The organism is Arthrobacter sp. M4, assembly GCF_020251205.1.
Classification (GTDB): domain Bacteria; phylum Actinomycetota; class Actinomycetes; order Actinomycetales; family Micrococcaceae; genus Arthrobacter.
In genome coordinates, this window is record NZ_JAIWYX010000001.1 from 253,794 (window position 1) to 267,322 (window position 13,529).

Genomic DNA, 13,529 nt, shown 5'->3' on the forward strand with positions numbered 1-13,529 from the left:
CAGTGCAGCACGTTCAGTGCAGCTTGGCGAGCGCCGCCACATTTCCCTTGGAGCGATAGCATCGCGCGGCTTCGGCAACAGCGGCTTCCCGGCCAACTTGGTCATCGCGTGCGGAGCACACTTCAGCGGCGATTCGGTGAATGTCTCCACGAAGGCTTGGCATTTCGGCCGGCGCCCATTGAAGGGCCCGTTGGGAGAGATCCCTCGCCTCGTCCAGGTCACGCCAGACGGCGACCATCGCGGACGCCGCCGCTGACAGGGCCTGAGCCTCTGCGCCTTCCGCTGGAGCCGTCGCTGCCGCGAGTGATGCCAGCTCGGCGGCCTCGTCCTTGAGTCCCTTCTGCTGCAGTAGCAGGGAAAGAAGGGCTGCCGCTACCGGCAACGTTTCCCGCTCTCCGGTTCTCCGCGAGTAGTTAAGCCGCGTGCGTAGGGCTTGCTCTGCGGCGTCACGGTTGCCCGCGAGCGTCTCGATGGTTCCCCGTGCCGCAGCAACAAACATGAGAAGTCGTGGCGCGTTGAGGGCATCCTGCACCACACGTTGGGCGCGGTCGAGCAGTTCCCGCGCTTCTTGGAAACGGCGGTCCATTGCATAAAGGATGCCGGCATGGATCATCAACCCAGGGTGCTCGCGGCCTGGGACCTTGAGGGATTCGACTTCGGAGAGACATCGGTGAACTGGGACTGGACCCGTGGCGAGAGCGTCAGCAAGCATCCAGCGGCTTGCCAGCCGCTCGCGCACGCTGTCCGCCCCGTCAGCCAGTTCGACGCTGGACCTAAAGGCCTGCTGTGCCTCGGCGAGGCGCCCCTGTCTCAGCCGGACGCAACCTTTGAGGAAGATCGAACGTCCTCGGCCGCCGTCGTCGCCGCATGCGCTGAAGAAGGACTCTGCCGCGGCGGCCTCCCGCTCGATTTCTGAAAGTGGTACCGGGTCCGGGCCGACGACGAGTTGAATGCGCGCGTGTTCGAGGCGGGCCGACTGTGCTGCCGCCATGTCTCCACTCGCCGAGGAACGCTCCGCAAGTTCGAGCAGGAGTTGCTGCGCCTCGCCGAATTTGCCCAGTACCAGATCAACTTCGGCGAGCTTTTGGGTGACCGTCGTCCGTGTCGGGTTGCTGGCGGTCATCATGGCCCGGGCACGGGACAGGAGGTTTTGGGCGGCACTTTGGTCAGCCCTGGCAACAGCGCGTTCTCCCGCATGGGAAAGGTGCGCTACTGCACGGGCCGCTAGGGCCTCATGGTCGACGCCGATTGTGCGGAGGCTCTGCACGGCCTGCTCCAAGTGGTAGCCGGACAGCTCGTCGAGCTCAGACAATTGCGGTGTGCTGCTCAGGAGCCATTCAGCGTACCGCTGGTGCAACGCAGCGCGGTCCGAGTGCGTCACTGAGCGGTAGGCCGCGAGCCGGATCAGTACGTGCGCAAAGTGGACGCCGCCGTCGTCCCTATTTGTGAGAAGTCCCTTACGCTCCAGTGCTGCGAGAAGCCGCTCCAGAAAGACCGTCGCTTCGGCTGGCAACAAGGATGCAATTGCATCGCGGCCACAGTCGTCGCCGACTACGGCCGCAACCCTCAGCAGGTCGCGTTCACCGGGACCAAGGCGGTCCAGCCGCGAAGCGAGCAAGGCTTGGAGGGACAGAGGGAGTTCATCGAGTTCCCCGTCCTGCTGGGCTGCCCGGAGTTGTTCGGCGAAAAGTGGGTTTCCCCGGGCCCGGTTGACGATTTCCCTAACATCGCCGTCGTCGATCCCCGGTGTCTTGGTCCTCAGCAACGTTGCCACGTCGTCAGCGTGGAGCGGCGCGAGGGATAGCGCGTCGGTCCATTCTGCGCGCTGGTCCAGCAGTTCGGGACGGCCAAGACAGACAACCAGCAGGGGTCCATTTCCGCTCCGCACGATGTGATCGACGAGGTCGAGGAGCGTCGGCTCGGCCCAATGAAGGTCATCGAGCACCAGCACCAGGGGCTTGCTCGAGGAAAGCGCGTCCAGGAGGGTCGCAACCGCACCAAACACTGCCGGAATGTCGTGCATGCCTGGAGCTAAGCCGAGCCCGGACGCCAGGAGAGCGAATGTATCGGGGACCAGTTCGGCAAGGGCCGGCCAGCCCTGTTCTCCGGCGGCATCGAGGAGCGCCTCACGGAGCGGCAAAAATGTTATCCCCTCACCGTAGGACGGACAGTGGCCCACAGCCACTGTCGCCTGGTTAGCAAGGCTGTCCAGAAAATTGGCCACGAGTCGGGTTTTGCCGATGCCGGCTTCGCCCACGATGACGAATCGTTCCGGGGCGGCAGACCGGACAGCCGATTGGAATGCAGCGTGGAGCATGGCCAGTTCCTGCGTTCGTCCGACAATCGGTTCATGGCCCCCTCCCACCTGATGAGGGTTATCCACAACTTGAATGACTCGCCATCCGACCTCTTCGACCGATAGGCGTTCAACAAGTGCCGCTCCACGAACCAGCTGCAAGGTTCGTGGGCCGACGACGACGTCGCCGTCGCGACGACCCAGACGGAAGGCGGAAGACACAGCGGGTCCCGACACCATGTCGGCGAGAGATCCGCCCGAGCTGGTTATTACGACGTCCCCAGTCTCGACGACGACCCTCGCGGCATGCGGAGCAACGGGTTCATTGATGCTCTCCACACAGTCGCGGACTTCGACGGCGGCACGAACCGCACGCACGGCGTCGTCCTCACGCGCGGTCGGGAAACCAAAGAAGCCGATCATAAGACCACCAACAACTGGTTCCACACGCGCGCCGTGGGCGTGCAGCACTCCAGCAGCGGCGGCGCCAGCCCGCGAACTGGCTGCGGCCAGCACCTCCGGGTCGAGATTTTCATCCGTAGTCGGCACCAGTTCAATGCCGACCACTGTCACGCGGCGACGTTCGTGGCCTAGCCAGCCTCCCGCCGTCGTACGCTCCCGCCCCGTAGTCCATTCTCGAAGCGACGGGTCGTGGCGAAGGATCGAAGCCTCTAACTGTCGCAGCTCGGGTCCGGGCTCTACGCCGAGTTCTTCAACCAACAGCTCCCTGGCGGCACGGTAGGCTGCGAGCGCGTCTGCCTGCCTGCCCATGCGGTAGAGGGCTCGCATTTGAAGGGCCCGCAGTCGTTCGCGGAATGGGTGCTCCCTGACCAATTCGTCGAGTTCCGCCGCCAGTCCTTGCCCGCGGCCCACATCAAGGTCTGCCTCGATGCGCGCTTCGAGCGCGGCCAGCCTGAGTTCTTCCAGTGATGCAATAGTGCTCTGCGCAAAGGGTTGGTAAATGAAATCGGCGAGCGCTGGACCCCGCCAAAGGGCCAACGCTTCTGCCAGGCGCTCGGCGCGCTGTTCAGACTGCCGGCCGTATGCCTGGTCTAGGATCTTCTTGAATCGAACGGCATCAACGCTGCCCGGATCGATTGCCAGGCGGTATCCGCTGCCTTGGGTGACTAGGAGGGCTGGGTGGCCGATGGCTTCGCGGCCAGGCTCGAGGATCTTGCGCAGCTTCAGGACGTGCATCTGCAGGATGGTGCCGGCGGTGGGAGGTGGCAGCTCGCCCCAGAGTTCATCGATCAAGCGTTCTGCGGGCACCACGTCGCCGGCATGCAGAACGAGGATTGCCAGCAGCGCGCGGGCCCTTCCACCCGGGACTTCGATGCTCCGGGCCCCGTCACGAACCTCCATCGGCCCCAGGATGCGGAATTCCAAAAAAGCCCCTTAGCCAGATGCTTCCGAGCATAAATGTAGCACCGGCATTTCGGCCCGGCTCGCCTTTAGCGAGGCTTTAGCGGCCCGGCAGAAACTAAAAGAAAGGAAAGAGAGAAAGGAAAGGAGAAAGGCGATGAGCGGAACATTCGTGTACGTCGGCAACTGGACGATAAAGGAAGGAAGGGTAGGGGAGGCGAGGAAGTATTTGTCCGAGCACGCCGAGTTTATTGAGGCCAACGAGCCGCGGCTAATCTCGTTCAACTTCTATATTGATGATGCTACCGGTCGGGTGACGTGCGTCCAGGTCCACCCCGACGCCGACTCCATGGCTACACACATGGAGTTGATCAGCAAGCACCTCGCAAATGGCCTCGACTGGATGGAAGCGATAGAGCTTGAGCAGTACTACGGCGAAAAGTCCCAGCGGCTCAGCGAATTGTTGGAGCCCTGGTCTGACCCGGTAGTGCCCGAGCGTTACCTTCCTGAACGCTTGGCCGGCTTCACACGCAGCACGGTGCATTGAGGAGGAGCCATGATCAGCATCGAGAACAGTGAATGGATCGGCCGGCCGGCCCAGGTAGTGTTCGCGTTCGTGTCCGATATACGCAACGACCCACAGTGGCACACAGACATGCTGGAGGCCGAATACGACGCATTAGGACCCCCTGTGACAGGGGCCAGCTTCAGGACCCGGTTCAAGCCGTTCATGGGATTGTCCGAAGGGACCGGCACAGTCGCGGCGTATGAACCCCCGCACCGGGTGGTCATCACCGAGAAGATGGGAAAGTTCGAGCCGGTCACCACGCTCACGGTAGAAGCCGAAGGCAACGGGTCGCGGATCACCCGGCGCATGGATATGGTGTGGCGGCCGCTTCCGCCGATCCTTTCTGGTGACGGGACCAGTTGGGGTTTCCGCGATCGGGCGCTGACCACCCGGTGTTGAGGAAGTAAGCATCATCAATAGGCCATACGTCGGCCGGCAGGAAGCGATCGGAGACAACCTCGCATTGAAAGGCGCCATCATCGAGCGCGAACTGTCCGTACGCGGAGTAGTCCTGACGCCCAATGTCGTAGGTAATGAGAAGGTAGTCACGACTAGTCATGGTCTCAAGGTCTTGCGCCACTGCCGCCGTCACTGCGGCCCATTCTTTTTCGATTTCCTGATCTCGGCCTTCAACCTGGGGAGAGGATTGTTCAGATTGCAACCAACCGGGCAAAGGCATGCCAATGCGATTCAGGAGCCTAACAACAGTGTCTTCCACGAAGACGTCCTCGGGTTCATCGACACTCTCGGCTGCCATTATCTCTATCAAATCTGAGGGGTCGACCTTTGTGCCGACCACGTTAGAAGCCCAGCGCGAAAATCCGGAAGATTCGACCTGAAGATCGACGGGATCGCTTGCCGTGGGATCCTCGAAGTAATCCCGTGGCTGGAATCCTAGATAGAAGCGACCCTTGACGCCATCATGCTGGTAGTCGACAGCGGCAAAGCTGCTGTCGTGGACAGAAATTCGGAGCTGCCAGTCGGTGGTTTCACCGTTCTTCCCTGACCCTGAGGCAAAGACAGATGTCTCGAAATTGCCCACTGTTCCCCCTGCTAATGACGGCTACGGACACGCTATCAAATTCCGGAGTCCGACAGATTCCGTCAGGCACCCGCCTCCCGTCTGCCACCGGGTGGGTTCCTCAGATTGGCGAGATTCCGTCATTTCAAAAGCCTATGCAGTGCCTTTCAGTTCGAACAGCAGGGGCGTTTGCATCTCCGGCTCCTTTCGGGAACCCCGACCGCATGATTCGATTCCACTGCTTTGCCAACAATGGTTAGGCATCAAGAGAGTCCCACTTGTTTGAGCAAAGAGAAACAACGGAATGAGTGGGATCGCAGGGGCCGGGCGCGTAGCGGACGAAGCGGAAGACCTGATTTAGGTCTACATGATCACGCAGTCATCCTGTGCAGTTCGTGAAGATACTTCAGTTACCACTTGCCTGAGGACGTGTTTAGGCGGATCGTGTGGAGAGCCGTCCTGCTCCGTCGCAAGATGGCGGCCGAGAGGAGGAGTGCGATGACCGAACCGGTGGGCGACATCATCGGAGACTATCGGGCGTTCGCCGCGCAGCAGCGCGACCGCCTGCTTGCCCGAGGCATCGACATCGCGCCGTACGAGCTGAGCCACCTCGCCGTCCGCATGCCGGAGTGGGACCAGTATGTCCACCTGCGGACCCTGCTCGAACGCCACGCCATCGCCAATGTGGAGAACGTCTGGAACGGGCGGCCGATGTCCATGATCCTCCTCGCTGAGCCGCTGCGCGTCCTCGACGGCCAGGTGATCCCGCTTATCGAGCTCATCCCGCCCGTCCACCAGCGTGTCTACAAGATGGGCATGGAGCACTTCGGCGTGGTCGTCGGCGAGGAGGTCGACGCGTTCTCCCTCCGGCATCGGGCGGCGCTGACCGGCCAGCAGTTCCAGAGCCAGTGGAACGAGCCGTATTACGTCCTGTTCGAGGACTTCACTCACGTGAAGTTCCACCGCCGCTCGCTGCGCTCGGTGATCGAACTGCAGGGCGGGACGTTCGACGGCATCCACCATGTCGACGCTTGGGTCCCGCAGCGGCTGGTCACGGCGACTGGCCCGAACCCTCTGCCGCGCTGAGCGGAGCGGGCGGTTGGAGGAAGTCGAAATCCTCGTCTTCCCACCGATGCAGTACCTCGAAAAGGACTGACCGGACACAGGGGAGCGCGGAGTAGGAGCGATCGTGCGTCAGATGTATTACTGGGGCAACGGTGATTATTCGATTCGGAACTATTCGATACTGACTGGGTGGTCCTTGCCGCGGGGTCACCCTTGATCAAGAACTGACGGCTTTGCTCCGAGTGGCCAAATCTGGGAGTCGATGTCGAAATTTCCACGCCAGCCAATGTTGTCGGTGAGGGTGGCTTCGCTGAAGTCGTTGTTGATGATTTCGTTGCGCCGGCCGGCGTCGTGTTGGTATTCCGGCACGGTTCCGTACCAGATGCAGCCGTCGATCTTCCCGATAAATTTGCAGTTGACGAGGTCGGCGTCGTAAGCCCTGTGTCCGTTGAACTTGCAGCGGATGAAGGTGCAGTTTTCGAAGCGGGAAGCCATCATAGTGAATCCCCCCAGGCCCTTGAAGCGAACTCCTTGGAAAACGCAGTTTCGGTAGATGCTCGCGGACAGAGGAGGGGCAATCATGCATCGAATGCAATAATCACTGTTCTACTTGACATAATGTGGATTATCGGCGCTTAAAGGACGGGAGTAGAAGTAGCTGCGAGAACTCCCGGCTGTTGGCGTTTTGGGCGTTTTCGCAGGTCAGATGCGGTTTTCTCATGTGGGCGAATCCAAGTGATGCTGTCCGGATTTGCGGCGTTGAGCGCTGAAGCTATAGGTTTCCTGCATCTAATGCATGTTTCCATGGTTTAGGGGTTGCAGTGAGTGGTGCCGTTCCGGGTTTCGTTCCGCGGATGCTGGTGGACCCGGACATCGGTCTGTTCAGGGCTGATGAACGGGCTTTCACGGCCATGCTCGATGGCTGGCGCGCGCAGATGCTGGCCCGCGGGCTCACGACCCAGACCATCAAACAGCGCTGCCAGTTGCTGGAACGGTTCCAGAAGTTCACGGGTGAGTTCCCGTGGCAATGGGGTCCGGCGGACATTGAGGATTTCCTGGCTGAGCTGCGTTCCGGTGAGAAGCCGATCAGCCTGAAGACCTTGCGGTCGTACAGCAATGCCGTGGCGATGTTCTGCGCCTACCTGACGCATCCCGGCTATGGATGGGGTGAGTTCTGCGAACGTACTTTCGGCGATATTCCAAGCCAGATCTGCTTCGAGTGGAACATGCCAAGGCACCCGACGACGCCGTCCCGGCGCAGCGGCGGTCATTCACCAAGACGGAACTGCAGCGGCTCTTCGATTACATCGATGATCTGATCGACCGTGAATATGAGGCCGGCACCAAACGCTGGCTGCCCATGTTTCGTGACTCGGTGGCCTTCAAGGTCTGCTACGCCTACGGGCTTCGCCGACGTGAGATGACCATGCTGGATTTGGAAGACTTCGGCCCCAATCCCCATGTCAGTGAGTATGGCCGCTACGGCGCCCTCCAGGTCCGTTTCGCCAAAGGCACGGCAGGTTCCGGGCCCAGGCGGCGGACTGTCCTGACCGTCCCGGAGTTCGACTGGGTCGTGGACCAGTTGAGGACCTGGACATCCGGCATGCGGGCGAAGTTTCCCACGGCTGACCGGTCCTCCGCGCTGTGGCCGAGCGAGCGTGGCGCCCGCATGTCGCTCGGTTCTTTCGGGGATGCCTTCGCAACTGCCCGTGACGCCGTCGGGCTCCCGAAGGAACTGGGACTGCACTGCCTCAGGCACTCCTACGTAACCCACCTGATCGAAGCCGGCTATGACCCGGCGTTCGTGCAAACCCAGGTCGGCCACTCGTACGCCTCGACCACCGGGCTCTACACCTCGGTATCGTCGGACTTCAAGCAGAAAACCGTGCAGCAGATGATTGCACGCCGCATCGCGAACTTGGAGGACCCAGATGCCTGAACAGCGCCGGATCGGCTACCACTGGAACCTGAGGGCCCTGATGGCCAAGCGCAACCTCTGGAAAACCACCGAACTGATGCCCCTCCTGAAGTCCCGTGGCATCAATCTCTCCGAGAGCCAGGTCTACAGGCTGGTCACTGCAGCGCCGGAACGCATCCCGGCCAGGACATTCGCGGCGCTCTGCGACATCCTGGACTGCACGCCAAACGACCTGTTCGAACCATTCGTGGAAATGCGCGCCGCGGCGACGGCGAATGCACCACAGCGCAGCGAAGACATCGGAATCCAGCCCGGTAACCCGATCGCCAAGCGCATCCGACTCGTCAGTCCCGAGGACGGTGAGTAGGCCACGCAAGCCAGAGGATCCCATCCGCTGGCCAGTCCCCTGCGCCCGCTGCAGCCAGCACCACCAAACCGTCGCGCGATGGCCCGACGGCGGAATCTGCGGCTACTGCTATCAACAGGCAAAACGCACCAAAGGCACCTGCGCCTGCGGACACGAAGGCGTCCTGCCGGGCCTCATCGATGAACAGCCTGCCTGCCGCCAGTGCTCCGGTGTTCGGCTCAACATAGACTGCGAGGCCTGCGGGGCAGAGGACGAACTCCACAGCGGCGGCCGCTGCTGGAGCTGCGTCCTCGCCACCGTTGTTGACGACCTGCTCACGGACCCGTCGCGCGGAATCGTGGCACCCGAACTCATTCCGCTCGCCACGGCACTGAAGTCGATGAAACGCGCCAACAGCGGCATCACGTGGATACAGCAAAAGCACGTCACCGCCTTCCTGCGAAACCTCGCCGTCGCACCAAAGATCACGCATGACAGCTTCGACGAATTGCCCGACTCACGGACCCGCGAATACGTCCGCGGCCTCCTCACCGAGCACGGCGTGCTGCCCCGCCGCGACGAGCTCCGCATTCGCTACGAGAACTGGTCAGCGCAGGCCTTAGACCGGGTCAATAACCCTGAGAACCGCGACATCATCCGCCGCTACATCCGGTGGCACCACCTACGACGGATGAACCAGATGGATGAAGTCACCCGTGGCACCTTCCTGCGCGCCAAGCAGCAAGTGACCGTCGCCATCGACCTGCTCAACTGGCTCACCGGCCACGGCACCAACCTGGCCGGGCTGACCCAGACTCATCTCGACCTTTGGCAGGCAGAAGGACCCACCACCAGGCGGATCGCTGAACACTTCCTGAAATGGGCCATCAAGGCCAAGGCCGCTCCTGCAGGACTGGCTATCATCCCGCATCGTCGGGGAACGAGCGCCAAACTCGACAAGACAGGGCAGGATGAAGCACTCAACCGCGTGCTCCACGCCGGCGGACAAGTTGAAGCACGCGATCAGGCCGCCGCGATCCTCATCCTCGTCTTCGGCCAACAGGCCGAAAACATAGCGCGCCTAACCTGGGATGACGTTGCCGTCACCGAAGAACTGGTCACCATCCAGCTGGGAACGATCCAGATCGCACTGCCTGACCCCTTAGATGCGCCCTGGCGGGAACTCGCCGCAAACCCCGGCCACAACTTAACCGCCTCACACCCCAACACCAACTGGGTGTTCCGCGGAACCTCACCCGGCCGGCACATCCACCCAGGACACCTCACAACACGCCTCAGCAAGCTATTCAGCACCCGAGCCGCGCGACTCGGAACCCTCCACGAACTCACCAAACTCGCACCCGTGGCCATCATCGCCGAAACCCTCGGCTACTCCCCTACCACCATCGAACGCCACGCAGTAGATTCATCCGCTGCGTATGCCCAGTACATGGCGGCCGTTCGCCGCTCTCCTACGGGGAGATAAGAACGATCAATTCAGAGACACGCCACTAATCGGCGTTCCGGGCGGGAGATCCTTGATCTGCTGATGGATCTGCCCTGCAATATTGATGGCGACGACGAAGTCGCTCATCTCGACATTTTCCAGATCCACCGCACCGCCAAGTGCCGGAGGAACCCGGAAGCTGTAAACCTCAGCTTCACCAGGTCGAAGGCCGGCGCTTTCAGCTTCGCTGGCCAACCCGATCATGAGGTACTCATCCTGGCCCTCTCGGGAATTCAAAGAGCTACTGAGGTCACCTTCAGTCTCCCAGCGACGGCTCAACTCACCAGCAAGCAGGTCCAAAAACCAGAAGCCGTCCTGACATTCAAAGAACACATCGCCAAAGGGTGAAGTGAACAACGGCCGCTTATCGGAAAGTTCAAGAAACGACCACGACTCAAGCGCTGCCGCGTAGTTCTCAGCTGAAAAGCGTCTTATGGGCTCCATACGCAGACCCTACCGGAGCGGGCACGGCACAATCTCAATGACAGGCCGACCTCAGCAGAACTCAACGGACTTGCCCAACATCCCCAAGCATTGAAGTCTGGCGCGTCCACTACTCCCGGCCCATGAATACCCGCGCATGCCAGTTAAACAATGGGAGTAGAAGTGGATGCGAGAACTCCCGTTCCATGACGAATCAGGCGTTTCCGCAGGTCCCGTCTCGGCTCACCATCGTTCCGCGGCCGCGGCACCAGCCCAGACTCGCCAAGCCAGGACAAGACCAAGCGCTTCATCCACGACAACAAACTAGAGACACGCAACCGAGCCGCAGCGATCCTGATCCTCGTCTTCGGACAACAGGCCGAAAAGATCGCACGCCTAACCTGGGACGACGCCACGGTCATCGACGAACTAGTCACCATTCAGCTCGGAACAATCAAGATCGCGCTACCAGACCGGCTAGCCCAGCCATGGCGAGAACTCGCCGCCAATCCGGGCTTTAGGAGCCCTTTTCGGCGGCTCGCCGCGGGAAACTCAGAACCGCCAGACGGCTGGATCCCAACTGGGTCTTCCCCGGCTACTCCGCTTGCAGACATCTTGAACCCGGATACATTGCGGACCAGTTGAGCACGACCATCGGAGTCCGTGCCGCTCGTCTTGGCACGCTCCATGAGCTGACCAAGCTCGCGCCGACCGCGATCATCACCGAAGTCCTCGGCTACTCCCCCGCCACCATCGAACTTCACTCCCGAGGCGCTGTCCCCAACTACGTCGGCTACATCAAGGCCAGACTCGACGCTGGTCGTGCCTGACCTGCGGCAAAGAGCGGGACGCACTCATTGCGGAATGACCGGATGGCCGCGGTCCAGCGGGATGCAAGCACGGCTGCCGTGCTGTTGCCCATCGGGAGCAGAGAGGGAGGTCTACCCGTTGCGCCGCCTCGCCGTCGTGAGGACGGCGTTCCCGTAGAACACCAACCCCCCGCCTCTCACGAACGACTGCCATCCGGCCACGACGTCATGCTCCAGTGCGGCCAGCCGCGCGTCGTCGAGCGGCGCGATGGCGGCGACCAGGGGGGTGCTGTGGACGTATTGCCAGAGAAACTCTGCCGGGGCGGGCAGGGTAACGGTCAATACTTTCGACCGAACGTCAACGTCGTCGAACCCGGCGTCCGTCGCCAGCGTCTGGATCTGCTCCGGGTCGTACAGCGAGAACACCGCGCGCATGAAGCCGGCCACTTCGGGCGACACGTGCCGCGCGAGCGCCTGCTCGAGGACCGCGAACAGCGGCGGAGTCGGCCCGACCGTTGCAATGGCGACACGCCCACCGGGCGCGAGGACGCGGTGCATCTCGCGAAGAGCCGATTGCTTGTCCTCTACGAACTGCACGCCGAGCGAACTGACGACGACGTCGAAGGCGCCATCGGGCAGCGGCAGTGCTGCCGCGTCCCCCTCGTGCCACGCGATCTTGGCACTCTTCGCACGCGCCATCTCGAGCATTCCGGGGCTGAGGTCGAGGCCGGATACAGATCCGCTCGGCCCGACCTGTTCGGCGGCGCGGAGAGCTACGACACCGGTGCCGCATGCGATGTCGAGTACCCGCTCACCGGGCTGCAGACCGACCGCATCGAGCAGGGCGCTGGCCCAGGCGGTTCCGATCGTTGGGACGAAGAACCGGTCGTAGTTCTCGATGGGGTTTCCGCCGTGCTGCTTCCACAAATCCGTAGTCGTGCTGAGCATCTCGACCACCTCCAGATGGCGTTTTCGCGGGACTGATGACACGATTAATCGTGGTGGCGAACTCAGCTACCGGCCATGACGGTGAAACCGAAATACCTGATGAAGACGCCGAGGTTGGTCGGGAGATGAACGAGGGAGTTGGCGAACCCGTGGAGTCGCTGAACGACGCGATCGAGCGCATCCGCCTCGAGGGCGCCATCTTCATGCGCTGCGAGTTCACCGAACGTTGGGCGCTGTCCGACTTGGGCGGCCCCGCGTTCGCCTCGATGATGCATCCGGGCGCCGAGCGCCTAGTCGTGTTCCACGTCGTGGCATCGGGACGCTGTTGGGTCTCGACTGAGGGCGGGGAGCGCACCTGGGCCAGGGCCGGCGAGGTAATCGTGCTTCCGTACGGCGACGAGTTCGTTGTCGGTGGTGAGGACCCGGTCGAGCCGACGTCGGCCATGACCGTCGTTCCCCCGCCGCCGTGGAACGGGATGCCGACGCTCTGTTACGGAGGGGGCGGCTCCAGGACGGATATCGTCTGCGGGTGCCTGTACTCCGAGGACCCACTGTTCGACCCTGACCTGAGGGCATTTCCGCCCGCGTTCGTCGTACGCGCTACAGACGGCCCCGCCCGATCGTGGTTCGACGCCAGCATCGCTTACGCCCTCAAGCAAACTCCCGGGGGCGGGGGAATTCGCCGGACGAAGCTGCCGGAGATGCTGATCATCGAGGTGTTGCGCATCTATCTGTCAACCGCGCCCGGGGCTGACCGGGGCTGGCTCGCTGCCGTACGTGATCCGGTGCTCGCCCCCGCGATGAAGGCTATCCACGGGCAACCGGGGCGCAGGTGGACCGTCGAGGACCTCGCAAGGAAGACGGCGGTGTCGCGGTCATCGCTCGACGCTCGCTTCCGCCAGGTACTCGGCCTATCTCCGATCCGCTACGTCAACGAGTGGCGCATGCGCGTCGCTCAGGACCTGCTCGCCACCACGGAAATGACGGTCGCCGCAATCGCGAGGCGCATCGAGTACGAGTCCGAGGAAGCGTTCAGCCGGGCGTTCAAGCAAGCCAACGGACAGTCGCCCAGTGCGTGGCGGACAGGACGCTCGGCTAGCCGGCCATCCGTATCCAGCTAACTTCGGCAGTACGGTGCCAACCCGACGGGGCCGAGGCGCCGACGGACGGCAACTCGTCGCTCGTCCACACATCGCTTCTCCAGTTATCAACGGGAGTGGAAGTGGGTGCGAGAACTCCGGCCGTCGATGTGTTTCCGTAGTCAGA

The 13,529-nt window shown here is 62.2% G+C and carries 14 protein-coding genes; 9 read left to right on the plus strand and 5 right to left on the minus strand.

The genetic code is table 11. The annotated features are described in order from the left end of the window. Window positions 1-13: 13 nt before the first annotated feature. Window positions 14-3,682 (minus strand): BTAD domain-containing putative transcriptional regulator, encoded by a 3,669-nt coding sequence (locus LD110_RS01180; protein ID WP_225495757.1) that lies wholly within the window; start codon window positions 3,680-3,682, stop codon window positions 14-16. 133 nt (window positions 3,683-3,815) lie between these two features. Between LD110_RS01180 and LD110_RS01185 the strand changes: the two genes are divergently transcribed. Together LD110_RS01185 and LD110_RS01190 are read left to right on the plus strand one after the other, a co-directional pair. Further along, complete coding sequence (locus tag LD110_RS01185; protein ID WP_225495758.1) at window positions 3,816-4,205, plus strand: hypothetical protein; 390 nt, start codon at window positions 3,816-3,818, stop codon at window positions 4,203-4,205. A 9-nt stretch (window positions 4,206-4,214) separates the two neighbouring features. Further along, the gene (locus LD110_RS01190) at window positions 4,215-4,625 is read left to right on the plus strand and encodes an SRPBCC family protein (RefSeq protein WP_225495759.1); all 411 of its coding nucleotides are present in this window, start codon (window positions 4,215-4,217) and stop codon (window positions 4,623-4,625) included. On the opposite strand, the gene LD110_RS01195 is transcribed toward LD110_RS01190, so the two are convergent. Continuing rightward, window positions 4,522-5,268, minus strand: a complete 747-nt coding sequence (locus tag LD110_RS01195; RefSeq protein WP_225495761.1) for a hypothetical protein — start codon at window positions 5,266-5,268, stop codon at window positions 4,522-4,524. The two genes, LD110_RS01190 and LD110_RS01195, sit on opposite strands and share 104 nt — an antisense overlap. 477 nt (window positions 5,269-5,745) lie before the next feature. Between LD110_RS01195 and LD110_RS01200 the strand changes: the two genes are divergently transcribed. Next, window positions 5,746-6,333, plus strand: coding sequence for a VOC family protein (locus LD110_RS01200; protein WP_225495763.1), 588 nt, complete (start codon window positions 5,746-5,748; stop codon window positions 6,331-6,333). A gap of 186 nt (window positions 6,334-6,519) precedes the next feature. On the opposite strand, the gene LD110_RS01205 is transcribed toward LD110_RS01200, so the two are convergent. Continuing rightward, window positions 6,520-6,894 carry a hypothetical protein gene (locus LD110_RS01205; RefSeq protein WP_225495765.1) on the minus strand — a complete coding sequence of 125 codons (375 nt, stop codon included), beginning with the start codon at window positions 6,892-6,894 and terminating at the stop codon, window positions 6,520-6,522. Between the two features lie 272 nt (window positions 6,895-7,166). Between LD110_RS01205 and LD110_RS01210 the strand changes: the two genes are divergently transcribed. Genes LD110_RS01210 through LD110_RS01225 form a run of 4 tightly spaced genes read left to right on the plus strand, consistent with a single transcriptional unit; the run spans window position 7,167 to window position 10,062 of the window. After that, complete coding sequence (locus LD110_RS01210) at window positions 7,167-7,631, plus strand: phage integrase N-terminal SAM-like domain-containing protein (RefSeq protein WP_225495767.1); 465 nt, start codon at window positions 7,167-7,169, stop codon at window positions 7,629-7,631. After that, complete coding sequence (locus LD110_RS01215) at window positions 7,532-8,251, plus strand: tyrosine-type recombinase/integrase (RefSeq protein ID WP_225495769.1); 720 nt, start codon at window positions 7,532-7,534, stop codon at window positions 8,249-8,251. The genes LD110_RS01210 and LD110_RS01215 overlap by 100 nt, the downstream gene beginning before the upstream one ends. Continuing rightward, complete coding sequence (locus LD110_RS01220) at window positions 8,244-8,597, plus strand: helix-turn-helix transcriptional regulator (protein ID WP_225495771.1); 354 nt, start codon at window positions 8,244-8,246, stop codon at window positions 8,595-8,597. Before LD110_RS01215 ends, LD110_RS01220 begins: the two co-directional genes overlap by 8 nt. Continuing rightward, window positions 8,590-10,062, plus strand: coding sequence for a Fis family transcriptional regulator (locus LD110_RS01225; protein ID WP_225495773.1), 1,473 nt, complete (start codon window positions 8,590-8,592; stop codon window positions 10,060-10,062). The genes LD110_RS01220 and LD110_RS01225 overlap by 8 nt, the downstream gene beginning before the upstream one ends. 6 nt (window positions 10,063-10,068) lie before the next feature. Here the strand turns inward: LD110_RS01225 and LD110_RS01230 are convergent, their stop codons facing one another. Further along, window positions 10,069-10,527, minus strand: a complete 459-nt coding sequence (locus LD110_RS01230) for a T6SS immunity protein Tdi1 domain-containing protein (RefSeq protein WP_225495775.1) — start codon at window positions 10,525-10,527, stop codon at window positions 10,069-10,071. 620 nt (window positions 10,528-11,147) lie between these two features. Here LD110_RS01230 and LD110_RS01235 point away from each other — a divergent pair. Then, window positions 11,148-11,336 carry a hypothetical protein gene (locus tag LD110_RS01235; RefSeq protein ID WP_225495777.1) on the plus strand — a complete coding sequence of 63 codons (189 nt, stop codon included), beginning with the start codon at window positions 11,148-11,150 and terminating at the stop codon, window positions 11,334-11,336. Window positions 11,337-11,447: 111 nt separating this feature from the next. Here the strand turns inward: LD110_RS01235 and LD110_RS01240 are convergent, their stop codons facing one another. Further along, window positions 11,448-12,263 carry a class I SAM-dependent methyltransferase gene (locus tag LD110_RS01240; RefSeq protein WP_225495778.1) on the minus strand — a complete coding sequence of 272 codons (816 nt, stop codon included), beginning with the start codon at window positions 12,261-12,263 and terminating at the stop codon, window positions 11,448-11,450. 35 nt (window positions 12,264-12,298) lie between these two features. Between LD110_RS01240 and LD110_RS01245 the strand changes: the two genes are divergently transcribed. Next, the gene (locus LD110_RS01245; RefSeq protein ID WP_225495779.1) at window positions 12,299-13,384 is read left to right on the plus strand and encodes an AraC family transcriptional regulator; all 1,086 of its coding nucleotides are present in this window, start codon (window positions 12,299-12,301) and stop codon (window positions 13,382-13,384) included. Window positions 13,385-13,529: the final 145 nt, after the last annotated feature.